This is a genomic window from Pseudomonas fragi (assembly GCF_025426255.1).
GTDB lineage: Bacteria > Pseudomonadota > Gammaproteobacteria > Pseudomonadales > Pseudomonadaceae > Aquipseudomonas > Aquipseudomonas kulmbachensis.
On record NZ_CP104861.1, the window covers coordinates 653038 to 673136 of the forward strand.

General features: G+C 57.6%; 23 protein-coding genes. 12 read left to right on the forward strand and 11 right to left on the reverse strand.

Features of this window, described 5'->3' with window-relative positions; all coding sequences use genetic code 11:
* Positions 1-127 precede the first annotated feature (127 nt).
* Together N7D90_RS03145 and N7D90_RS03150 are read left to right on the forward strand one after the other, a co-directional pair.
* On the forward strand, positions 128-322 hold the full coding sequence (locus N7D90_RS03145; protein ID WP_261740835.1) for a co-regulatory protein PtrA N-terminal domain-containing protein: 195 nt from the start codon (positions 128-130) through the stop codon (positions 320-322).
* 144 nt (positions 323-466) lie between these two features.
* Positions 467-790, forward strand: coding sequence for a DUF2790 domain-containing protein (locus tag N7D90_RS03150; RefSeq protein ID WP_261740836.1), 324 nt, complete (start codon positions 467-469; stop codon positions 788-790).
* A gap of 495 nt (positions 791-1285) precedes the next feature.
* On the opposite strand, the gene N7D90_RS03155 is transcribed toward N7D90_RS03150, so the two are convergent.
* From N7D90_RS03155 to N7D90_RS03175, 5 genes are all read right to left on the reverse strand, one after another.
* Entirely contained in the window at positions 1286-2014 is a 729-nt protein-coding gene (locus N7D90_RS03155; RefSeq protein ID WP_261740837.1) for an amino acid ABC transporter ATP-binding protein, read from the reverse strand.
* Positions 2011-2697 (reverse strand): amino acid ABC transporter permease, encoded by a 687-nt coding sequence (locus N7D90_RS03160; protein WP_261740838.1) that lies wholly within the window; start codon positions 2695-2697, stop codon positions 2011-2013. Before N7D90_RS03160 ends, N7D90_RS03155 begins: the two co-directional genes overlap by 4 nt.
* Before the next feature lie 2 nt (positions 2698-2699).
* Positions 2700-3428 carry an amino acid ABC transporter permease gene (locus N7D90_RS03165; protein WP_261740839.1) on the reverse strand — a complete coding sequence of 243 codons (729 nt, stop codon included), beginning with the start codon at positions 3426-3428 and terminating at the stop codon, positions 2700-2702.
* A 108-nt stretch (positions 3429-3536) separates the two neighbouring features.
* Positions 3537-4433: a transporter substrate-binding domain-containing protein gene (locus N7D90_RS03170; RefSeq protein ID WP_261740840.1), complete on the reverse strand. Its 897-nt coding sequence runs from the start codon at positions 4431-4433 to the stop codon at positions 3537-3539.
* 54 nt (positions 4434-4487) lie between these two features.
* Complete coding sequence (locus N7D90_RS03175) at positions 4488-5690, reverse strand: pyridoxal phosphate-dependent aminotransferase (RefSeq protein WP_261740841.1); 1203 nt, start codon at positions 5688-5690, stop codon at positions 4488-4490.
* 477 nt (positions 5691-6167) lie between these two features.
* Between N7D90_RS03175 and N7D90_RS03180 the strand changes: the two genes are divergently transcribed.
* Positions 6168-6623 (forward strand): RNA polymerase sigma factor, encoded by a 456-nt coding sequence (locus N7D90_RS03180; RefSeq protein WP_261740842.1) that lies wholly within the window; start codon positions 6168-6170, stop codon positions 6621-6623.
* Here N7D90_RS03180 and N7D90_RS03185 read toward each other — a convergent pair.
* Positions 6571-6912 carry an EndoU domain-containing protein gene (locus N7D90_RS03185; RefSeq protein ID WP_261740843.1) on the reverse strand — a complete coding sequence of 114 codons (342 nt, stop codon included), beginning with the start codon at positions 6910-6912 and terminating at the stop codon, positions 6571-6573. The genes N7D90_RS03180 and N7D90_RS03185 overlap by 53 nt on opposite strands.
* 213 nt (positions 6913-7125) lie before the next feature.
* Here N7D90_RS03185 and N7D90_RS03190 point away from each other — a divergent pair, with 213 nt between their 5' ends.
* Complete coding sequence (locus N7D90_RS03190; RefSeq protein WP_261740844.1) at positions 7126-7749, forward strand: hypothetical protein; 624 nt, start codon at positions 7126-7128, stop codon at positions 7747-7749.
* Between the two features lie 66 nt (positions 7750-7815).
* Here N7D90_RS03190 and N7D90_RS03195 read toward each other — a convergent pair whose 3' ends face one another.
* The 3 genes from N7D90_RS03195 to N7D90_RS03205 form a co-directional block, all read right to left on the reverse strand.
* Positions 7816-8481, reverse strand: coding sequence for an aminopeptidase P family protein (locus N7D90_RS03195; protein WP_261740845.1), 666 nt, complete (start codon positions 8479-8481; stop codon positions 7816-7818).
* Positions 8482-8635: 154 nt separating this feature from the next.
* Positions 8636-9718 (reverse strand): endonuclease/exonuclease/phosphatase family protein, encoded by a 1083-nt coding sequence (locus N7D90_RS03200; protein ID WP_261740846.1) that lies wholly within the window; start codon positions 9716-9718, stop codon positions 8636-8638.
* 89 nt (positions 9719-9807) lie between these two features.
* A complete protein-coding gene (locus N7D90_RS03205; RefSeq protein WP_261740847.1) occupies positions 9808-10467 on the reverse strand; it encodes a YciC family protein in 660 nt (219 codons plus the stop codon).
* Positions 10468-10643: 176 nt separating this feature from the next.
* Between N7D90_RS03205 and N7D90_RS03210 the strand changes: the two genes are divergently transcribed.
* The 5 genes from N7D90_RS03210 to N7D90_RS03230 all read left to right on the forward strand — a co-directional run bounded on the left by N7D90_RS03210 (position 10644) and on the right by N7D90_RS03230 (position 15161).
* Positions 10644-11303, forward strand: coding sequence for a DUF2076 domain-containing protein (locus N7D90_RS03210; RefSeq protein ID WP_261740848.1), 660 nt, complete (start codon positions 10644-10646; stop codon positions 11301-11303).
* Positions 11304-11428: 125 nt separating this feature from the next.
* The gene (locus N7D90_RS03215) at positions 11429-11905 is read left to right on the forward strand and encodes an NYN domain-containing protein (protein WP_261740849.1); all 477 of its coding nucleotides are present in this window, start codon (positions 11429-11431) and stop codon (positions 11903-11905) included.
* A gap of 28 nt (positions 11906-11933) precedes the next feature.
* The gene (locus N7D90_RS03220; RefSeq protein WP_261740850.1) at positions 11934-12545 is read left to right on the forward strand and encodes a PolC-type DNA polymerase III; all 612 of its coding nucleotides are present in this window, start codon (positions 11934-11936) and stop codon (positions 12543-12545) included.
* A gap of 320 nt (positions 12546-12865) precedes the next feature.
* A complete protein-coding gene (gene yedA / locus N7D90_RS03225; RefSeq protein WP_261740851.1) occupies positions 12866-13756 on the forward strand; it encodes a drug/metabolite exporter YedA in 891 nt (296 codons plus the stop codon).
* A 67-nt stretch (positions 13757-13823) separates the two neighbouring features.
* Positions 13824-15161 (forward strand): DEAD/DEAH box helicase, encoded by a 1338-nt coding sequence (locus tag N7D90_RS03230; protein WP_261740852.1) that lies wholly within the window; start codon positions 13824-13826, stop codon positions 15159-15161.
* A gap of 99 nt (positions 15162-15260) precedes the next feature.
* Here the strand turns inward: N7D90_RS03230 and N7D90_RS03235 are convergent, their stop codons facing one another.
* Together N7D90_RS03235 and N7D90_RS03240 are read right to left on the reverse strand one after the other, a co-directional pair.
* Positions 15261-16502 carry a TIGR03862 family flavoprotein gene (locus N7D90_RS03235; protein ID WP_261740853.1) on the reverse strand — a complete coding sequence of 414 codons (1242 nt, stop codon included), beginning with the start codon at positions 16500-16502 and terminating at the stop codon, positions 15261-15263.
* Between the two features lie 336 nt (positions 16503-16838).
* Positions 16839-17759, reverse strand: a complete 921-nt coding sequence (locus N7D90_RS03240; protein ID WP_261740854.1) for a histone deacetylase — start codon at positions 17757-17759, stop codon at positions 16839-16841.
* Between the two features lie 86 nt (positions 17760-17845).
* Between N7D90_RS03240 and N7D90_RS03245 the strand changes: the two genes are divergently transcribed.
* From N7D90_RS03245 to N7D90_RS03255, 3 genes are all read left to right on the forward strand, one after another.
* Entirely contained in the window at positions 17846-18415 is a 570-nt protein-coding gene (locus tag N7D90_RS03245; RefSeq protein WP_261740855.1) for a GNAT family N-acetyltransferase, read from the forward strand.
* A gap of 87 nt (positions 18416-18502) precedes the next feature.
* Positions 18503-19372: an acyl-CoA thioesterase II gene (gene tesB, locus N7D90_RS03250; protein ID WP_261740856.1), complete on the forward strand. Its 870-nt coding sequence runs from the start codon at positions 18503-18505 to the stop codon at positions 19370-19372.
* Positions 19369-19959 (forward strand): HAD family hydrolase, encoded by a 591-nt coding sequence (locus N7D90_RS03255; RefSeq protein ID WP_261740857.1) that lies wholly within the window; start codon positions 19369-19371, stop codon positions 19957-19959. The genes tesB and N7D90_RS03255 overlap by 4 nt, the downstream gene beginning before the upstream one ends.
* Positions 19960-20099 lie beyond the last annotated feature (140 nt).

The following is a 20099-nucleotide window of genomic DNA, read 5'->3' on the forward strand; positions in this document are numbered from 1 at the left end:
GGCCCGCTGAAGTTATCCGGCAGCGGGCTTTAAAGTTGGCAAAGATGACCAGTATGTAATCTGGGTGCCACCGTGACGTTAGGTTCGGATTGATACGCTAGTGGCTGAATAAATATGAGGCGTCACTATGAACATTACTCGGATTTGCGCGCTTGCAGGCGTGTTGTTATTTTCTTCTGCTGCCTTGGCGGAAGGTGGCGGAGACCGGACGTTTGCTAAAGCCACGCAAGCGACTGATCAGGTCATGGAAAAGTATGTTGCCAATGAAGTAAGGAATCCCACGCTAGTATCAAGCGATAGTCGCGTTGAGGCGGATAAATAACGCGTATAGCGTTGAGTGTAAACAACCCGTCCCATTTTTGTGAGGCGGGTTACTTATAAAAAGGTTCATTACATATTCGTAAATCGAACGCCGTACTCTTGAACTTGGCCGTGTTAAGGCAATGATTGTATCAGGTGCAAAAATATGAAATTCATCATCACCCTCGCTTTCGCAAGCACACTGGCGATCTCTTTCAGCGCACTTGCAGGCGTTGGAGTGGACAAGGCTTTTGAGAAAAAAATGATTGCGAATGCCAAAGCCATGGAGGCGTATGCTGTCAGCCAGGGAAAGAGTGCCCCTGTAGCGAAGCATTACACATACGGAATGAAGTTGGATGTCGTAAAGATAATCAGTGTCGTGCAGCCTGCTAACGTCTGCGCAGTGGTGCCAGCGGCAATGACTTATGAAGATACACAGGGGCAACTGAATACGCTTAAATATACCGTGGCAGGTCACTGTAAGAAATAAGGTTGCCCGCCACTGCGTTTTTATCAGGTTAATTAATAACGACGGTTAGTCATTCGGATGCAGGCGTGTCGAGCGATTACGATGAAGAAGGTATTTTCAAAAAAAGACGCCCCGAAGGACGTCATAATGCCCAACATCATCAAGAAGTAATAGCGCTTCCAAAGATGCCGGTTATTTAAACTTTACCGCCGTGAGCCCAGATGATTGCAGACGTGTTACTTATCCTTGGAGGGCTCGCCAGATGCGCTGGCTACATCCCTGTTGGCTCCCAACAATTATAGATACCTCAACCTTACGCGTAGATGATTGAAGCATTACTTTTTTGTAATTTTCGGGGGCAGCGGCTTGAGATACTTCAAGCGTGGGAGCAAGCCTGCTCGCGAAGATCATTCGCGAGCAGGGGGCTTGGCCTGGAACAGGGTATCCGATGTGCCGTGGTACAGGTGCTGTTTGCCTATAGTTATACGTCGTCATACAACTATAGGCAAAAAACAATCAGTGCTGCAATATTTTGGACAGAAAGCTGCGTGCCCGATCAGAGCGCGGAGCGCTGAAGAACTCTTCCGACTTCACGTCTTCAATAATTTCGCCGCCGTCCATAAACACGATGCGATCCGCCACTTTGCGGGCGAAGCCCATTTCGTGGGTGACGCACATCATGGTCATGCCCTCGCCAGCCAGTTCGACCATCACATCCAGTACCTCGTTGACCATCTCCGGGTCCAGTGCCGAGGTCGGCTCATCGAACAGCATTGCGATGGGGTCCATGGCCAGGGCGCGGGCAATCGCTACCCGTTGCTGCTGGCCGCCGGACAACTGAATCGGGTACTTGTGGGCATGGCTCTTGAGGCCGACCCGTTCCAGCAGGGCCATGCCCTTTTTTGTTGCCGCGTGGCGATCGCGGCCCAGTACCTTGATCTGCGCCAGGTTGAGGTTGTCGATGATAGTCAGGTGCGGGAACAGCTCGAAATGCTGGAACACCATGCCCACCCGGGCACGCAGTTTCGGCAAGTCGACGCCCTTGCCGGTGACAGGCTGGTTCTCGATAAAAATCTCACCCTCTTGCACCGGCTCCAGACCGTTGACGCATTTGATCAGGGTGCTCTTGCCCGAGCCGGAGGGGCCGCACACCACCACGACTTCGCCGCGGGAAAGCGCTGTGGTGCAGTTCTTCAGGACCTGGAAGTTCCCGTACCATTTGCTCAGGTTGTTCATCTGGATCATGCGGTTTTCCCTACGTTTGTTTTCAAGCGTTTGCTCAGGCTGGACAGCAGGTAACAGATCACCAGATAGACCAAGGCTACGAACAGATAGAGTTCCACCAGGCGGCCGTCACGTTGCGCGAACTTGCTCGCGGCACCCGTGAAATCGGCGATGGACAGCACGTATACCAATGAGGTGTCTTGAAACAGGATGATGGTCTGGGTCAGCAGCAACGGTGCCATGCGGCGTAATGCCTGCGGCAGGATGACGTAAATCATCGATTGCGTCGGGCGCAGGCCAAGGGCTGCGGCCGCCTGTTTCTGGCCACCGCTGATGCTCTGGATACCACCGCGAATAATCTCGCTGTAATACGCGGCCTCGAACATACAGAACGTCACGAATGCAGTGACCACCGGCCCGATCTGCACTGGCCGTTCAGTGCCGAATGCCATTTGCAGCAACAGGGGCATCAGGAAGTAGAACCAGAAAATCACCAGCACCAGAGGGATGCTGCGCATGACCGTGACATAGCCCAAGGCAAAACCACGCATCACGCGGTTGTGCGACAGACGCATGATTGCCAGCAAGGTGCCCGCGACAATACCCACCGACATGGCGACGAAGGTCAGCAGCAGGGTGAATTTGAGGCCGTTCCACAGCGCGGGCATGGCCCGGACAATAACGCTTGGATCTAAATCGAACATGACTACCTCGTCGCGCCGCGAATGGTCAGGGAACGTTCTATATGGCCCATGACGAAAGTCACCAGCAGCGAAATGACCACGTAAATCACGGTCGCGGCGGTGAATGCTTCGAAGGTGTTGAACGAGTACTCGCTGATGTTGCGCGCTTGCGCGGTCAACTCCATCAGACCGATTGTCAGCGCCACCGATGAGTTCTTCAGGGTGTTAAGCGCTTCGGAGGTCAGGGGCGGAAATACCACGCGGATCGCTTGCGGCAACAGCACTTGCAGGTACATCTGGGTTGGCCGCAGCCCCAGCGCCAGTGCGGCGCCACGCTGCCCGACAGCAACCGACTCAATCCCAGCCTTGAACAACTCGGACAGCTTGGCCGAGGTGAACAGGGTCAGGGCCACGACCGCACTGAAGAACGAGGGGTAGGGCAAGTCCTGCTTGAGGTAGTCACCGACCGATACGGGCACCAGCTCAGGCAGCACGAAGAAGCAGATAAACATCTGCACCAGCAAAGGGATGTTGCGAAACACTTCCGTGTACAGGTTGCACAGCCACACCACCGGGCGCAGTGTCGTGGTGCGCAGAGTCCCGACCAGGCCACCGATCAGAAACGCCAGAACGAACGCGACAACAGTGGTCGCCAAGGTCCAGCTGGTTCCGTTAATCAGCCAGTGCAGATACGACGAAGACTCTCCAGGAGCGGACTCCCAGAAAACACTCCAATTCCAGTTGTAATCCATGAAAGCATCAACCTTTGAAAGGGAATACAAATCGCAGCACACCTTGGCCCTGGCCACTCAAGCTCGGGCTTGAATGACCGGAGTCAGGGCGCGCCTGACAGGTTGGAATCAGACGCCGGTATCGTTCGGGTGGGCGATGGCTTCTTTCAATGCATCACTCATTGGCAGGTTGATCACGGCGTTCTTCGGTGGGATCGGCTGCTGGAACCATTTCGGGTATTGGGTCTCGATAACGCCAGTGCTGTACAGGTTGCGCAAAACGTCGTCGGCAAAGGTTTTGAATTGCGGATCGTTCTTGCGGATACCGATGGCATAGGGTTCAGCGGACATCGGTTCGGACAGCAAGGTGTAGGCATCCGGGTTGCGGCTTTGGGCAATGGTCGCCATCAACTGCACATCGTCGTTGATGTAGGCCACGGCGCGGCCGGTCTCCAGCATCAGGAAGGCTTCACCACCGTCCTTGGCATTGAGGATCTTCAGGCCCAGCTGTTTTTCGCGGTTCAGGTTTTTGGTGATCCACTCACCGCTGCCGCCTGTAATTACCACCACCGCCTTGCCTTTTAGATCGTCAACGTTATTGATTCCTGCGGCCTTCTTCACTGCGTATTTGGCACTGGCCACATAGCTGGTGAGCAGGAAACCGATCTGCTTCTGGCGCTCGACGGTGTTGGTGGTGACGCCGCATTCCAGGTCGATGGTGCCGTTGATCAGCAACGGGGTACGGGTGGCCGCGACCACCGAGACGTACTCAGTCTTGAGGTTGGGTTCACCGACCTTGACCTTGATCTGATCCACGATCTTCTGGCACAGCTCGATGCTGTAGCCGATTGGCTGCTGGGCATCGTTGAGGTAGGAGAAGGGCAGCGACGCATCGCGATAGCCGAGGGTGACAGTGCCCGACTCCTTGATTTTTTTCAGCGTTCCGGTGAGGTCATCAGCCTGCACGGTGGCGCACAGACCTGCAGCGATGACGAGGGCAAGCAGCTTTTTTTTGTGATCGAACATGAACATCTCCGACTATTGTTATGGCAGCTTTGGCACAGCAGAAGGGCGAAGGCTTTAGCGCAGGGCGCTCAAGGCTTCATTGATACGTACGACAGCTTTTTTTATTTGGTCGCGAGATGTAGCGAACGACAACCGGAAATACCCCGGCAAGCCGAACGCGAGGCCCGGTACTACAGCCACACCAGCCTGATCGAGCAGGTAGGCGGACAGTTCAACATCATCATTAATGACCTGACCTTGTGGGGTTGCGCGGCCCAGCAACTGGCTGCACTCGGGGAAGGCATAAAAGGCCCCGGCCGGAGCACTCAGGCGCAACCCCTCGCATTGACTCAAACCCTCCACCAGCAAGCGACCGCGCTCGGCGTACTCGGTGGCACTGCGGCTGACGAAGTCTTGCGGGCCTTCAAGGGCGGCGCGGGACGCCTCCTGGGAAATGGCGCTGGCACCTGATGTGCTCTGCGACTGGATTTTGCTGATGGCGGTGATCAGTGCCTTGGGGCCTGCGCCGTAACCGATGCGCCAGCCTGTCATGGCGTAGGCCTTGGCGACCCCGTTGATCAGCAGCGTACGCTCGCGCAGCTGTGGGCAAGCATTGGCGAACGAAACAAATGGCTGGTCAGCCAGCAACACATGCTCATAGATCTCATCGGACATCACCAGCACGTTGGGGAAGTCCTCCAGCACCTGGCCCAACGCCTGCAGCTCTGCCTTGGAATAGATGGCACCGCTGGGGTTGGAGGGCGAGTTGAGAACCAGCCAACGGGTTTTTTCGCTCAGTGCGCCTTGCAGGACCTCGGCGGTCAGCTTGAAGCCGACATCAATCGCGCATGGGATGACCTTCGGGCTGCCGCCATTGAGCGTGACGATATCGGAATACGAAACCCAGTACGGCGCGGGGATGATGACCTCGTCACCTGCTTCCAGGGTGGCCATGAAGGTGTTGAAGATCACCTGTTTGGCACCGTTGCCTACGGTGATTTCATCAACGCTGTAGGTCAGACCGTTTTCGCGCTGGAATTTGCCGATGATCGCCTGGCGCAGGGCCAGGGTGCCTTGCGGTGCGGTGTAACGGGTATGGCCATCGCGCATGGCCTGGCAGGCCGCATCGATGATATGCGGCGGAGTGTCAAAGTCGGGTTCGCCCAGGCTCATGTCGACAATGTCGCGGCCCTGGCTGGCCAATTCCTTGGCGCGCATGGAGATGGCCATGCTGGGGGAGGAGGAGATTTGTTTGACGCGTTGACTTTCGAAACTCATGAAAATACCCGCCTTCTTTGGAGGTTCGCTGAGAATCACTGAGCGTTTCGTTGTAGTTGTATGACGTAGTATGACTTAAAAAAAAAGCCTGCGCAATTGAGCAGACACGCTGAAAAAAGTCCTGGAAGTGGCATGTTTTCGGAGCAAAAGCTGGTGTGCCCAGTTGCTGTGCAGGCAGCGCCAAGGCCCGAAATTCAACGTTGTGTAACCTTGGGCGCAGGCTGTTCAATCGCGTGTTAGCGCTCCAAATTTCGCATTTGTAATTGCATCGCCGTCTGTCACAAATCTTCGTTCTGCTTCGTCTTGCATGTTCCAGCCGGATTACGGATTGCTCCAGGTACAGAGCCCTCCAGTTCTGGCGTTGCGGTCAGTCAAGGAACGATTATGGCGAGGCATATGGATGTAATTCCGTGCGATGTCAGGTTGAGTGCTGCGCAGGGAGCAATATGGATTTTTCTGATCGATAACGAAGCAATCATGCGCAGGCGATGTCGGCAACTGACCCGATGCTCGCAGGATGCGGAAGATGCTTTCAGTGAGCTGCGATTACGTCTGTTCAGCCTGTTCGACAAGGAGCCTGAACGGCTGATCACTATTGATAATGTGCAAGCCTGGCTAAAACGAGTGGCCACCAACCTCTGCATTGACCGCATACGCCAATCCCCCGTTACCTGCAGTCTCGATTGGCTGGATCAGGACTTGTATGACAGCGTGACCTGGCAACCCTTGTGTTACAGCCCCGAGCACACGGCATCCCTGCATCAAAGCCTTGAGGCGCTCAGCCTCGCTATGGATCAGCTACCGGTGCTGCTCTGCGAGGCGCTTGAGTTGCGCTGTATCGAGGGCGCCGAATACCAGAACATGGCCAGTAAGCTGGCGATCAGCGAGCAGACAAACCATAGGGCACGATGTACACCGGTGCACCGATGGTAATGGCCGCCGGCGCCGCTGGAGCACCCGGAGGGTTGACCTGGGTAGGAACGTGCCCGGCGGGCTGGGAGTGAAACCCGACGGCATTCCCCCCCGCATTGATCTCGCCACAGAAGATATGCCGCTGGTTGATCTGCGGGTTTACCCGGCTGTTAGCGAGAGCCACGTTATTGACTTGTACGGGCAATGGCATGACTGCGGCCGAGAGAGCGGAACAATCGATCTGCGCGGCAGCGGACAAGCTCAGCAGTGAAGTCGCCAGGCCAGCGGCGATTGTGGGAAGGGTGTGCATGATGAGACTCCTTCTGACATTGGGGCGAGATGCCCCAAGCCTAGGACGCGACCTGGCGAGATGTTGTGAAGTGTTGTGACAGCTCAGAAGGTTTGGCCGTTTGTCGTTCTTCGCACGGGCTGAAAAAAGCCGTTCACAAGGTGTTTCGAATCCCGTCTGGAGTAACAAGCCATGGCGTTTTGCTGCGGCTTTCAGGGAACAAGGAGAAGGACGATGACAACTTTCAATGTCAACTTCGCTGTCGACGATATGGAAGGCAAAACCGTACTGGTGTTTCTCAAGCCGCAACAGGCCCAGCGTAACTATCTGATTCATGCCTGGCAGGTGCTGACGGGCTCAGCGCACTCTACCGAGTCGTTTGTCTATGAAGCCGTGATCGAAACCGATGTCACGTCGGTAGGGGTGCAGACCAGTAACACGATTATCTCGGGGCGCCAGACCATCCTCCCCGGCAACTTGCTTCAGGCTATTTGCCCAGGTGGGTTGTCGCCTTCCCTGACACCGGTATCGGCCTCCAAGGCCAAGGAAAAGCTCACGCTGCAACAGTGTGGGGTCGTCAACATGACCAGCCCGTACGTTCAGCTCGACAGCAATTGGTATGTCAACGGTTTACCGGTGGTCACCATGCCCAAGGTGGACTCGTGCATGACCGTGAGTTTCGAGTACGAGCCGAACTTCTACTTTATGGTGGCGACGCCACCGATGATCGGTCAGACCTACATCGTGCAGAACTTCTCTGACATGACCCAGTACATCGCGCCGATCACGGCCACCGATGTCAATGTGACCGTCAGCCGTACCGATGGCCTCTGGGCATTTGACTTCCAGGCCCAGTAAAACCCACGCACGCAACGAAGTATCGTTGCGTGCGTTTTTACCCAATGGTCAGCCAGCCTTGTGCGCTCAAATGAGCAAGTCTTCGTAGAACGCGCCGTAAGCAAGCTCTGGGTGAGTTAGCTGGATTTCCAGAATCCACAGGCCGGGGTTTGCAGACGCTTCGAAATCACCGAGGTCTCCGCCACGATAAATCGCATGGGGGAAATCGCTGACACGGTGGCCCTTGATGTCCAGGTTGAGCTTCCAGCCCATGGCCTGCGCCTGAGCCGCGGCATAGTCGTAAAGCGCCACGCCGGTAACACCCTCGCTGCGCCACAGGCGCTCAACCCGATCAAAAAGCTCCTTGGCAGCCGCGGCACAGGCCGCCATTTGCGGGTCGCTGCCGGTGGTAAACGTCGCCCCGGCATCCCCTTCGTGCCCCTGCCATACCACGCCCATGTCGACGAAGAAGATATCGTCATCACCCAACACCGGGTCGCCATCGGAGCGCTCTTTGAACATCTTGAGTGTATTGGCGCCAAAGCGGATCAGCAGCGGGTGCCAGATTCGATCCATACCCAGTTCGGCCAGTACTTGTTTGCCCATCAACAGGGCCTCGGACTCACGCATGCCGGGGCAAATACCACGGGCAATCTGCTCGACCGCTTTCCAGGTCATTTGCTGCGCATAGCGCATCGATTCCAGCGCGAAATGCTCGCCTACTGCTTCTTTGCCGCCCAAGGTCGGGGTCATCTGTCATTCCTTTTACGAGAAGGCGCGGTCTGCGCTGTATAGTTTTGTATATTGCGATATCCCATTAAAAATGCCCAGCGCAATGCTGCTCACTGAACGTGTGGGAGCGAGCCTGGAAACACCGCGTCGGTTCAGGGATGTGCAGGGCTGGAACTCAGTCCGCAGGCAACAAAAAACGCCCCACAACCGGTAGATGATCCGAGATGGTCTGCGTGTCTTCCTGACGCACATAACCTGTAATGCGCTGCAGTTTTGGACTGTGGAAGAGGTAGTCGAGGGTGCGGTCGGGCGCTTCGATACGTGGATCGTTGGGGAAGTGGGTCAGCCACAGCTCGCGGTCGATGCCGGTGGCTTCAGGGTTGCTGGGGATCATCGGGTACTTTTCCCAGAGCAGATGCAGTTCGCTGTCCGGTGAGTAGCCCAGCCGTAGAGGGGCGGGCAAGCGCAAGAACTGGCCAATGGGCAGCAAGTTGAAATCCCCCCCGATCAGCCACGGCGTGCCCTGGCTTTCGAGCCGGTCGGCCAGTGCTGTGACGGCCTGCATTTGTCGGCGCAGGTTACTGTTGTTCTGCGTGGGGGCATCCAGTTGCGTATTGATAGCCGCCAGTTGCCCGCCGTCGCTGAGCGGCAGGTAGTTGACCAGTAGTGCAGGCTTGGGCTGGAACTGGCGACTGATGAGGTTGGCGTCGGCGACTGGCAATTGCAGGCGTTCGGCGTGTTCGATCTGGTAGCGGCTGAGGGTGACGAGCGTGCGCCCGACGCTGCCGAAAATGTGCCAGTCGGGTACAAAGTCGGCTTTCCAGGTAAAGACCTGGGTGCTGCACGGGTAGATGTCGATCAGGCGTTCTTGCAGCAGCGCCAATTGATTTTGGTAGTCGCTGGCTTTGGCGTTGTCATCGACCTCCTGCAGCAGTACCAGATCAGGGCGCTCATCACGAATGACCCGCGACACTTCATCGAGGCTGAAGGCCATGTCTTCTCGGGTGGGGCGTGTATCGGGGCCGCTGCCGTCGGCCAGGTTGTACCAGAACACATAGCGCTTGCCGGCCAGGTACTGAATGTTCCACGTCATGACCTTGAGCGCCTGGCCGGGTATCAGCACAGGCGCCGTGATCGGGCACGTGAGTGTCAGTACCTCTTTGGCATCGGGTCGCCATGTAACGCTATAAATCAGGCTTGCCAGTAGCGTTGTGATCAGCAGCAAACCAAATACGGTGCGGCGCAAGAAACGTGGCATGGGCTCGGCTTATGACGTTACAAGGAATGAATGAACATACCCGACGGCAGCCCAGCATCCCAAGGCTCTGCATGTAGGTATTGTTCTTTTTATTTGTCAGACGCGTCGCTTATTAACATGAACAAACGAAATAGGACCACAGAGACAAACAACTGCAAAAAGCTGTTGGCACTGTCGAGTACCAACGAAAGCAGCGTGTTGTCATCTTTTGAGAACAGCGAGTAACTGAACTCCTTGAGCAGCATCAGCGGCCCCAATACAGCCAGTATGCAAACAAAAATCCGCCAGAAATGGCCACGGGACAGGTTGAAGCTCGACTTCATGGCGGCTAGTGGTGCATCGCCACGTAGCACCAGTCGGTACTCGGAAAAGGCCAGTACGACAGTCAGGAAAATGCCGGGAATAAAAAACATCGACAACCCAAGCACGATCAGCAGCGTGCTGATTGCCGAGAGCAGAGCAAACTTGGGCCACAGATTGATGGCCAGTGCCAGCAGGTCGCGGTTGCGCGGGCTTTCGCCCCGGCTGCGGGCATCGAGAAACAGGATCAGGGCGCTGGTGTACAGCGGGTACAGCAGCAACCCGACAATCAGACCATAACCGGGCGACGCATCAGGGCCCACTGCGTTATCAACAATGTGCTGCAGCACGGCCTCGAGGATGACCAGCGGCAAGCACAGCATCACGATCTGGCTCAGATTGCGCTGGAAGAAATACAGGGAGTCACGAATAACAGTCAGCGGGTTCATTGGCAGTTGTCGGCAGTCAAAAGCGGTGCGCCACTTTAACCGATGAAACGCCAAGATGAACAAAAGTTAATGAAGACCCAATACCGTTGAAACTTCCTGTCATCCCCCCCATAACTTTTATTGAGCTTCTGCGTAATGCATGGGGCAGGTTTTTTCTGCAATCGAACGAGGTTGTCATGAACAGCGAAGAGCAAACCCTTATTGACGGGTTGTTTTCACGGTTGCAGCAAGCTGAGGCAGGCTCTGCCCCGCGAGATGCCCAGGCCCAGGCGCGTATCAATGAATATCTGGCGCGTCAGCCAGCGGCGACGTACTACATGACTCAGGCAATTCTGGTGCAAGAAGCAGCACTCAAGCAGCTCGACCAACAGAACAGGCAACTGCAGGCGGAACTGGCTCAGGCAAAGGCAACGCCGGCACCCGCGCCATCGGGCGGCAGCTTTTTGTCCGGACTTTTCGGTGGTGGTGATCGTGCCCCTGCTGCTGCGCCCAGTGCCCCGTCGAGCACTGGCGGTTGGCGTGACGGCCCGGCGGCAGCGCCTGCAGCGGCCCCTCAACCGGCCCCTGCGCCTGCGGCGTCAGGTAGCGGCTTTCTTGGTGGCGCCCTCAAAACGGCTGCGGGCGTGGCGGGAGGGGTGATGCTGGCGGAGGGCATCAGCAGCCTGTTCAGTCACCATCAGCAACCGCAAGTTATCGAAGAAATCATCGAACAACCGACGTCCGCCAGCGACAGTGGCTGGGGCAGCGGCAATCAGCAGTTTGCCAATAGCGGCTCTGGTATCGAGGACGTTGGTCTGGATGACGACGACTTGTTTTCTGACGACTCCTACGTTTGATCTTAGCCCCCGGCATGTGACTGCACGCCGGGCGGTTTATCCGCGCAAACACTCGACAGGCTGGCATACTGCGGTCTTGTTTTTAAGTCGCGTGCCCGCTTGCATGGGTGCCTTGAGGTTTGCCGGTGAAAAAAATCGCTGTCTTCGCGGATGTGCAGAACCTCTACTACACGGTTCGCCAGGCCTATGGCTGCCATTTCAATTACGCCGCCTTGTGGGCTGATATCAGCAAACGCGGTGAAATCGTCGAGGCCTACGCCTATGCGATTGATCGGGGTGACAGCAAGCAGCAGCAGTTTCAGCAGATCCTGCGCAACCTCGGTTTTATCGTAAAACTCAAACCCTACATCCAGCGCAGCGACGGCTCGGCCAAGGGCGACTGGGACGTAGGTATCACCATCGACATAATGGACGTTGCCGCCAACGTGGACGAGGTGGTGCTGGCCTCGGGTGATGGCGATTTCGACCTTCTGCTCGAACGCATTGCCAGCAAGCACGGGGTTGAAACCGTTGCCTATGGCGTGCCTGGCCTGACTGCCAACTCATTGATTCGTGCTGCCAGCCGTTACGTGCCGATTGAAGGCAGTCTGCTGCTTAAGTAACTCTCATTTTTTACAGGATTGACCAGGTTTGGAACGCATTGCGGTAATTGACTTTGAAACCACCGGTATCTCCCCGAGCAGCAGTTGCCGGGCCACCGAAATTGCCGTGGTGATTCTTGAGCGTGGGCGCATTGTCGAGCGTTACCAAAGCCTGATGAACGCAGGCGTGCGCGTGCCGGGGTTTATTGAACAGTTGACCGGTATCAGCAACGCCATGCTGCGCACCGCGCCGTCGGCCGAGCAGGTGATGAACGAAGTCAACGAGTTCGTTGGCATCACACCGCTGCTGGCCCACAACGCGGCCTTTGACCAAAAATTCTGGGATTTCGAAATGGGCCGCATCAAGCGCACCCGTTTACAGAACTTCGCCTGCTCCTTGTTGCTGGCGCGCCGCCTGATGCCTGCGGCGCCGAATCATAAGCTCGGCACCCTGACCACCTTTGCCGATTTGCCCCACACCGGCCAGGCTCACCGGGCCATGGCCGATGCTGAAATGGCGGCCAACCTGACTGCACACCTGGCCCAGCAACTGCGCCAGAAGCACGGTTTGAAAGAACTCAATCACGACCTGCTGTGCGGCCTGCAAAAAGTCCCTGCGGCGAAGATCAACGAGCATCTGAAGCGTTATCGCGGGTTTTAACCCCCGAACTTTGGGCGACGTGCCTCGTGTCGCCGCTGTGGAGGAACGAGGCTGCGTCCGGCGGCGAAGCCGTCGTAAAATCAGGCTCATCCGTGTATCAGACAAACCCGGAGTTACGGGTTTACGAGCGCTTCGCACTCGGACGCAGCCTCGTTCCTTCGGCAGTTGCTACCAAAATCTCGTACCCGGCTGCAATGCTCGTCCGTGTTTCTGGTTCCGATTAAAGTGTACGGTCACTTTTGGTGCGTTTTGTTACTTATTATTTCTCCATCTCTTGTCTAGACTCCCCAGTCCCCTGCCTCTGCCCTTGAGCTGCCTTCATGCCTGCCGCACGTCGTTTTCCGCTACAACTGATCGGTGCTTTCTTTGCCTTGTACGTGATTTGGGGCTCGACCTATCTGGCCATTCGTATTGGCATTGAATCCTGGCCGCCATTGATGATGGCCGGGGTGCGATTTTTGATTGCGGGCAGTTTGATGTACGGCTTTATGCGCTGGCGTGGTGCGCCTGCACCCACTGCCGTGCAGTGGCGTTCGGCGGCCATGATCGGTTTTCTGTTGCTGGCCTGCGGCAATGGTGGTGTGACACTGGCCGAACACTCGGGTGTGGCCTCCGGCGTCGCCGCGCTGGCCGTGGCTACTGTGCCGTTGTTTACTTTGCTGTTCGGCTACTTCTGGGGCGCACGCAACACCCGTCTGGAATGGGCCGGGATTGCCCTCGGGCTGGTCGGTATCGGCATGCTCAACCTGGGCTCTAACTTGCAAGCCAGTCCGATGGGCGCGGCGATGGTTATTTTTGCTGCCGCCGCCTGGGCTTTTGGCTCGGTGTGGAGCCGCCATTTGCCACTGCCCGTTGGGGCAATGGCCAGTGCTGCCGAAATGCTTGCCGCAGGCGCCATGCTGCTGGCGGCCAGCCTGCTCAGTGGCGAGCGCATGACCGAAATGCCCACTGCCGCAGGCTGGGGCGCGTTGCTGTACCTGGTGTTCTTCGGCTCGATCATCGCCTTCAGCGCCTATATGTACCTGCTGAAAAACGTGCGCCCGGCAGCCGCCACCAGCTACGCCTACGTCAACCCGGCCGTGGCCGTGATGCTGGGGATCGCCTTCGCGGGTGAGAGCATCGGTTTTGAAGAGTGCCTGGCGATGGCGGTCATTATCAGCGCCGTGGTGTTGATCGGTTTGCCGCAGTGGCGCAAGCAGAAACCCGCGTGAATTAGGGTAAACTGCGCGCCATTGCAACTTATGCACCCACGCGCTGACCTTTTTCGACGGTATCCCCATGACATTCGCCACCCTTGGCCTGATCGAACCCTTGCTGCGCGCCCTTGAGACGCTCGGCTACAAGACCCCAACCCCGGTTCAGGCCCAAGCGATCCCCGCCGTACTGGCTGGTCGCGATCTGATGGCCGCAGCTCAGACCGGCACCGGCAAAACCGCCGGTTTCGCCCTGCCATTGTTGCAGTCGCTGACCATGGAAGGCCCGAAAGTCGCCAGCAACTCGGTGCGTGCACTGGTACTGGTGCCCACCCGCGAGCTGGCCGAACAGGTTCACGAGAGCATCCGCCAGTACGCCGAACACCTGCCGTTGAGCACCTATGCGGTGTACGGCGGCGTCAGCATCAACCCGCAAATGATGAAAATGCGCAAAGGTGTTGATGTTCTGGTCGCAACGCCTGGGCGTCTGCTCGATCTGTATCGTCAGAAAGCGATCAAGTTCAACCAGCTGCAAACCCTGATCCTCGACGAAGCGGATCGCATGCTCGACCTCGGTTTCTCCGAAGAGCTACGCGATATCTACCGTGCTTTGCCGAAAAAGCGTCAGACCCTGTTGTTCTCGGCGACCTTTTCTGACGCGATTCGCCTGTTGGCCGAGCAGATGCTCGACAACCCGCTGAGCATCGAAGTCAGCCCGCGCAACGTGGCCGCCAGCAGCGTCAAGCAGTGGGTGATCCCGGTCGACAAAAAGCGCAAGGCAGAGCTGTTTTTGCACCTGCTGCGCACCCAGCACTGGAAGCAAGTGCTGGTGTTTGCCAAAACCCGCAACGGCGTGGACGAATTGGTGGGCAAGCTGCAAGGTCTGGGGATCAACGCTGATGGTATCCACGGCGACAAGCCGCAAGCCACGCGCCAACGGGCGCTGGATCGTTTCAAGGCCAGTGAAGTGCAGATCCTGGTAGCAACCGACGTTGCAGCCCGTGGTCTGGATATCGAAGACCTGCCGCTGGTGGTCAATTTCGACCTGCCAATCGTGGCCGAAGACTACATTCACCGCATCGGCCGTACGGGTCGCGCCGGTCAGAAGGGCGAAGCCATTTCGCTGGTCTGTGCTGACGAAGTGAACATGCTGTCGGCAATCGAGATGCTGACCCGTCAGACTTTGACTCGTCACCAAGAGCAAGATTTCGAGCCGGAGCACCGCGTGCCCGACACGGATGCCAGCGGTCAAGTGATCAAAAAACCGAAGAAGCCGAAAAAACCGAAAACCTCGGGTGGTGGCGGCAAGCGCAACTTGGGCAAGTGGGTAGACAGCGGCGAAGCAACCCCGGCAGAACCGTCGGTCAAGCCTGTGCGTAAAGTCCCTGTGTTCAACACCGGCCCGCGCAAGCGCAAGCCGTAAGGTCGACGCCGACCCTGGGGAAACTTCAACTGTGGGAGCGAGCCTGCTCGCGAACAGCCTTCGCGAGCAGGCTCGCTCCCACAGGGGCCCTGACCAGGATTAGTGTTGCGCTTTAAGCCAGCTCAAAACCCCCAACCCGGCAGCACGGCCACTGGCAAAACAGCCTGTGAGCAAGTAGCCGCCGGTGGGGGCTTCCCAATCAAGCATCTCGCCTGCGCAGAACACGCCGGGCACTGCCTTGAGCATCAGGTTTTCATCCACAGCCTCAAACCGCACACCGCCGGCGCTGCTGATCGCTTCGTCCAATGGGCGCGCCTTGATCAGTTTCAGGGGCAGCGCCTTGATGGCCTTGGCCAGTTGCGCCGGGTCGTTGAAGGATTCGGCGGGTGCTAACTCGCGCAACAACGCCGCTTTTACGCCATCGAGGCCCAACTGGCTGTGCAGATGTTTGCTCATCGAGCGCGAGCCGCGAGGCTTAGCCAGTGCTGCCTGGACTTTATCCACAGGCTTGCCCGGCAACAGGTCGATCAGGATGGTCGCTTCGCCCTGTTGATTGATCGCTTCACGAATCGGTGCCGACCAGGCGTAAATCAAACTGCCTTCAATGCCGCTGGCGGTAATCACACACTCGCCCAAGCGAGGGGGGCTGTGCTCCAGGGCAATGGCGATGTTCTTTAGCGGCGCACCGGCGAACTTGCTGCTCAGTACCTCACTCCAGCTGGCCACATCAAACCCGCAATTACTCGGCTGCAACGGCGCGAGCTCGACGCCGCGCTCGGCCAGCAATGGCATCCATGCGCCATCCGACCCCAGTCGCGCCCAACTGCCGCCGCCCAACGCCAATAACACCGCATCAGGCTTGAGCTGTACTTCGCCTTCAGGACTGTCGATACGCAACTGGCCATCGGCTTGCCAGCCCTGCCAGCGATGACGGGTGTGGATAACTACCCCGGCTTCGCGCAGACGCTTGAGCCAGGCGCGCAATAACGGCGCGGCTTTCATATCGGTGGGGAACACCCGGCCGGAACTGCCGACAAAAGTTTCGATGCCCAGGTCATGGATCCACTGGCACAAGGCATCGGCATCGAAGGCCCGCAGCAATGGGGCGATCTGGGGTGCGCGCTCGGCATAGCGTGACAGGAAGGTCGGGTAGGCTTCGGAGTGGGTGATATTCATGCCGCCGACCCCGGCCAGCAAAAACTTGCGGCCCACCGACGGCATACCGTCGTATAGATCAACCCGCACGCCTGCCTGGCTCAACACTTCGGCGGCCATCAAACCGGCTGGGCCACCGCCGATAATAGCGACGTGATGGGAGTGGAGAGGGGTGGGATCAGTCATGACAGGGCTGCAAATCGGCGAAATAAGCTGCGCATTCTACCTGACTGCGCGGAGCAGATCCCCTGTAGCAGCTGTCGAGGGACGAAGGCTGCGTTCGGCGGCGAAGCCGTCGTAAAGTCAGTGGACGCGCAGTGTCAGATACACCGCGGGTTCAGGTATTACGACCGCTTCGCGCTCGAACGCAGCCTTCGTTCCTTGGCAGCTGCTACCAGGAGTGCAATAGCTGTACGAAAAACATACAGCTATCTGCAGGCCTTACTCACCGTGGCCTGCAGGTGCTTTCACTCAGGTTATCCACAGGCAGTTCCACAGGCATTGTGGGTAAAAAATCACAGCTTAGTGACAACCCAATGACAACCAGACCTTTTGCGCACTGTGGTGCAAAATCCCGTGGCGGCGTGCCAGTGCCTTGCGGTCTTTGCTGTAACCGCCGCCAATCACCCCGACCACCGGAATATCGCGGCCCAGACAGTGGCGCATCACGCTCTCGTCACGGGCGCCAATGCCTTCGTCGGTGAGCTTCAAATAGCCCAAGGCATCATCTTTATGCACATCGACTCCGGCGTCGTAGAGCACCAGATCCGGTTGATACAGCGGCAACAGGTAATTGAGTGCCTCATCGACCACTTGCAGGTATTCGGCATCGCCCATACCCATAGGCAGGCCTATATCCCAGTCACTTTGCGCTTTGCGTGCCGGAAAGTTCTTTTCACAGTGCAGGGAAACGGTAATGGCGTCCGGCGTATGTTCAAGAATTCGTGCAGTCCCATCGCCCTGATGCACATCGCAGTCAAAAATCAGTACCCGGTTCACCCGACCGCTTTCCAGCATGTAACGGCTGATAATCGCCAGATCATTGAAGATGCAAAAGCCTGCCGGGTGATCGTAATGCGCGTGATGGGTGCCCCCCGCCAGGTGACAGGCCAGCCCGTGCTCCAGCGCTTGTTCGGCGGCCAGTAATGAGCCGCCCACCGCACGAATGGTGCGTTGCGCCAGCGCTTCGCTCCAGGGCAGGCCCAGGCGGCGCTGATCTTCGCGGGCCAGTTCGCCCGCCATATAGCGCTCGATATAGGTGCGGTCATGGGCCAGCGCAAGGATATCCACAGGGCAAAGTTCCGGGCGCAGCAGGTCTGCATCGCGGGTCAGTCCGGACTCGACCAGGTGATCGCGGAGCAGGCGGAATTTGTCCATCGGAAAACGATGATCTGCTGGGAACTGCGGGCTGTAGTCATCGTGGTAAATCAGCGGCACAGGCATAGGGAATTTCGCGTCGTAACGAGCGCTGGATATTAACAGCGCTGTACACTGCTCGGTAAAGCCCGGTAACAAATCGGAGAGAGTCGATGGAGCAGATCAAAGAACTCGAAAGTGCCCGTTTGCACTTACGCCCCTGGCGTGACACAGACTTGTACGAGTTCGCTGCGATGTGTGCCGATCCTCAGGTGATGCGTTATTTTCCGGCCCCGTTGAGTCGCCTCGAAAGTGCGGCGCTGATTGGCAGGATTCGCGGTCACTTTGCCGAGTACGGCTACGGTCTATGGGCACTAGAGCGTAAGGATACGGGCGCTTTTATCGGTTTCACCGGGCTAATGAATGTCTCGTTTGAGGCGCCCTTTACTCCGGCCGTTGAAATCGGCTGGCGGCTGGCACCCGAACACTGGGGTTTGGGCTACGCCAGTGAGGCGGCCTGGGCGGCATTGCGTTGTGCCTTTGATCGATTGGCCCTGGATCAGGTGGTGTCGTTTACCAGCCAGGTGAACTTGCCATCGCAAAAAGTCATGCAGGCCATTGGTATGCAACACGATCCGCACGGTGGCTTTGAACACCCTCGGTTGCCTGAAAGCGACCCGCTAAGGCCCCATGTGCTGTACCGCATTACGCGGGCACAGTGGTTGGAAACCCTGCACGGCTAAGCGGGTGCAGTAACGCGGCGAAAGCCGGAATTTTTGACCTGCGTAACGAAGATTACGAGGGTAATGCTCTGTGTGAGGAGAATCTGAATGAGCCAAGTGTTGGATGATCTGGTCAATTTGCTGACCCTGGAACCGATCGAAGAGAACCTCTTTCGCGGAAGCAGTCAGGACTTGGGCTTTCGCCAGTTGTTCGGCGGTCAGGTGCTCGGTCAATCGCTGTCGGCCATGAGCCAGACGGTTGAAGACGCCCGCCATGTGCACTCGATGCATGGCTATTTTTTACGCCCCGGCGATGCGAGCCTGCCTGTGGTGTACCAGGTTGACCGGGTGCGCGATGGCGGCAGTTTCAGCACACGCCGGGTGACTGCGATCCAGAAGGGCCAGCCGATTTTTACCAGCAGCGCTTCGTTTCAGTACGACGAGAGCGGTTTTGAGCATCAGATCCCGATGCCCGATGTAGTCGGACCGGAGAATCTGCCGTCGGAACTCGACATGATTCGTCAGCGCGCGCACCTGATTCCTGAGTCGATGCGTGAAAAGCTGTTGTGCGCCAAGCCCATCGAGTTTCGTCCGGTGGTGGGTGAAGACCCCTTCAACCCCCAGGTCAGCGACCCGATCAAGTACGTGTGGTTTCGTGCTGACGGCACACTGCCTGATTCGCCCGCCCTGCATAAATACCTGCTGGCCTACGCATCGGACTTTGGCTTGCTGACTACCTCGTTGCTGCCCCACGGCAAAGGCGTGTGGCAAAAGGATATGCAGGTTGCCAGCCTCGATCATGCGTTGTGGTTTCACGCCGATCTGCGTGCCGATGACTGGCTGCTCTATGCAATGGACAGCCCGTGGGCGGGCAACTCGCGCGGGTTCTCCCGTGGCAGCGTGTACAACCGCGCTGGCCAATTGGTAGCCTCGGTCACACAGGAAGGTTTGATCCGCCACCGCAAGGACTGGGCATGACACTCAAGGACGTAAAACACTGGGTTTTCGACATGGACGGCACCCTGACTATTGCCGTGCATGACTTTGCCGCGATTCGTCGTGAGCTGGAGATCCCTGCCGATGAAGATATCCTGACTCACCTCAACGGCTTGCCCGCGCAAGTCGCGGCAGCCAAGCACGCCTGGCTGCTGGAGCACGAGCGCGAGCTGGCGCTGGCTTCAACAGCTGCTCCGGGTGCGGTCGAACTGGTGCGCGACTTGGCCGCTCAGGGATGTCGCCTCGGCATCCTGACCCGCAATGCTCAGGAATTGGCGCATATCACGCTCAAGGCCATCGGCCTGGACCAGTGCTTCGCGCCCCAGGATGTACTGGGTCGCGACAACGCCGTACACAAGCCAGACCCGGATGGCCTTCTTCAGTTGGCGCGGGCGTGGGATGTGGCCCCGGCGAAGATGGTGATGGTGGGGGATTATCACTTTGACCTGGCCTGTGGCCGCGCTGCAGGCAGCAAAACCATATTGGTCAATGTGCCTGAAAACCCATGGCCGGAACTGACCGACTGGCATGCCAAGGACTGTTTCGAGCTGCGCCAGTTACTTACCTGACTTAACACCTGCAGCTTCCGTAAGAGCGAGGCTGCGTTCGGTGGCGCAGCCGTCGTAAATCCAGGCAGCGCGGTGCGTCAGTTAAAACGTGCACTCAGATTTTACGATCGCTTCGCAATCGAACGCAGCCTCGTTCCTTC

Bases quoted from the DNA above. Each gene is read 5' to 3' on its own strand.
- N7D90_RS03145 (WP_261740835.1), top strand. From the start codon at position 128: ATGAACATTACTCGGATTTGCGCGCTTGCAGGCGTGTTGTTATTTTCT.
- N7D90_RS03150 (WP_261740836.1), top strand. From the start codon at position 467: ATGAAATTCATCATCACCCTCGCTTTCGCAAGCACACTGGCGATCTCT.
- N7D90_RS03155 (WP_261740837.1), bottom strand. From the start codon at position 2,014: ATGATCCAGATGAACAACCTGAGCAAATGGTACGGGAACTTCCAGGTC.
- N7D90_RS03160 (WP_261740838.1), bottom strand. From the start codon at position 2,697: ATGTTCGATTTAGATCCAAGCGTTATTGTCCGGGCCATGCCCGCGCTG.
- N7D90_RS03165 (WP_261740839.1), bottom strand. From the start codon at position 3,428: ATGGATTACAACTGGAATTGGAGTGTTTTCTGGGAGTCCGCTCCTGGA.
- N7D90_RS03170 (WP_261740840.1), bottom strand. From the start codon at position 4,433: ATGTTCGATCACAAAAAAAAGCTGCTTGCCCTCGTCATCGCTGCAGGT.
- N7D90_RS03175 (WP_261740841.1), bottom strand. From the start codon at position 5,690: ATGAGTTTCGAAAGTCAACGCGTCAAACAAATCTCCTCCTCCCCCAGC.
- N7D90_RS03180 (WP_261740842.1), top strand. From the start codon at position 6,168: ATGCGCAGGCGATGTCGGCAACTGACCCGATGCTCGCAGGATGCGGAA.
- N7D90_RS03185 (WP_261740843.1), bottom strand. From the start codon at position 6,912: ATGCACACCCTTCCCACAATCGCCGCTGGCCTGGCGACTTCACTGCTG.
- N7D90_RS03190 (WP_261740844.1), top strand. From the start codon at position 7,126: ATGACAACTTTCAATGTCAACTTCGCTGTCGACGATATGGAAGGCAAA.
- N7D90_RS03195 (WP_261740845.1), bottom strand. From the start codon at position 8,481: ATGACCCCGACCTTGGGCGGCAAAGAAGCAGTAGGCGAGCATTTCGCG.
- N7D90_RS03200 (WP_261740846.1), bottom strand. From the start codon at position 9,718: ATGCCACGTTTCTTGCGCCGCACCGTATTTGGTTTGCTGCTGATCACA.
- N7D90_RS03205 (WP_261740847.1), bottom strand. From the start codon at position 10,467: ATGAACCCGCTGACTGTTATTCGTGACTCCCTGTATTTCTTCCAGCGC.
- N7D90_RS03210 (WP_261740848.1), top strand. From the start codon at position 10,644: ATGAACAGCGAAGAGCAAACCCTTATTGACGGGTTGTTTTCACGGTTG.
- yedA (WP_261740851.1), top strand. From the start codon at position 12,866: ATGCCTGCCGCACGTCGTTTTCCGCTACAACTGATCGGTGCTTTCTTT.
- N7D90_RS03230 (WP_261740852.1), top strand. From the start codon at position 13,824: ATGACATTCGCCACCCTTGGCCTGATCGAACCCTTGCTGCGCGCCCTT.
- N7D90_RS03235 (WP_261740853.1), bottom strand. From the start codon at position 16,502: ATGACTGATCCCACCCCTCTCCACTCCCATCACGTCGCTATTATCGGC.
- N7D90_RS03240 (WP_261740854.1), bottom strand. From the start codon at position 17,759: ATGCCTGTGCCGCTGATTTACCACGATGACTACAGCCCGCAGTTCCCA.
- N7D90_RS03245 (WP_261740855.1), top strand. From the start codon at position 17,846: ATGGAGCAGATCAAAGAACTCGAAAGTGCCCGTTTGCACTTACGCCCC.
- tesB (WP_261740856.1), top strand. From the start codon at position 18,503: ATGAGCCAAGTGTTGGATGATCTGGTCAATTTGCTGACCCTGGAACCG.
- N7D90_RS03255 (WP_261740857.1), top strand. From the start codon at position 19,369: ATGACACTCAAGGACGTAAAACACTGGGTTTTCGACATGGACGGCACC.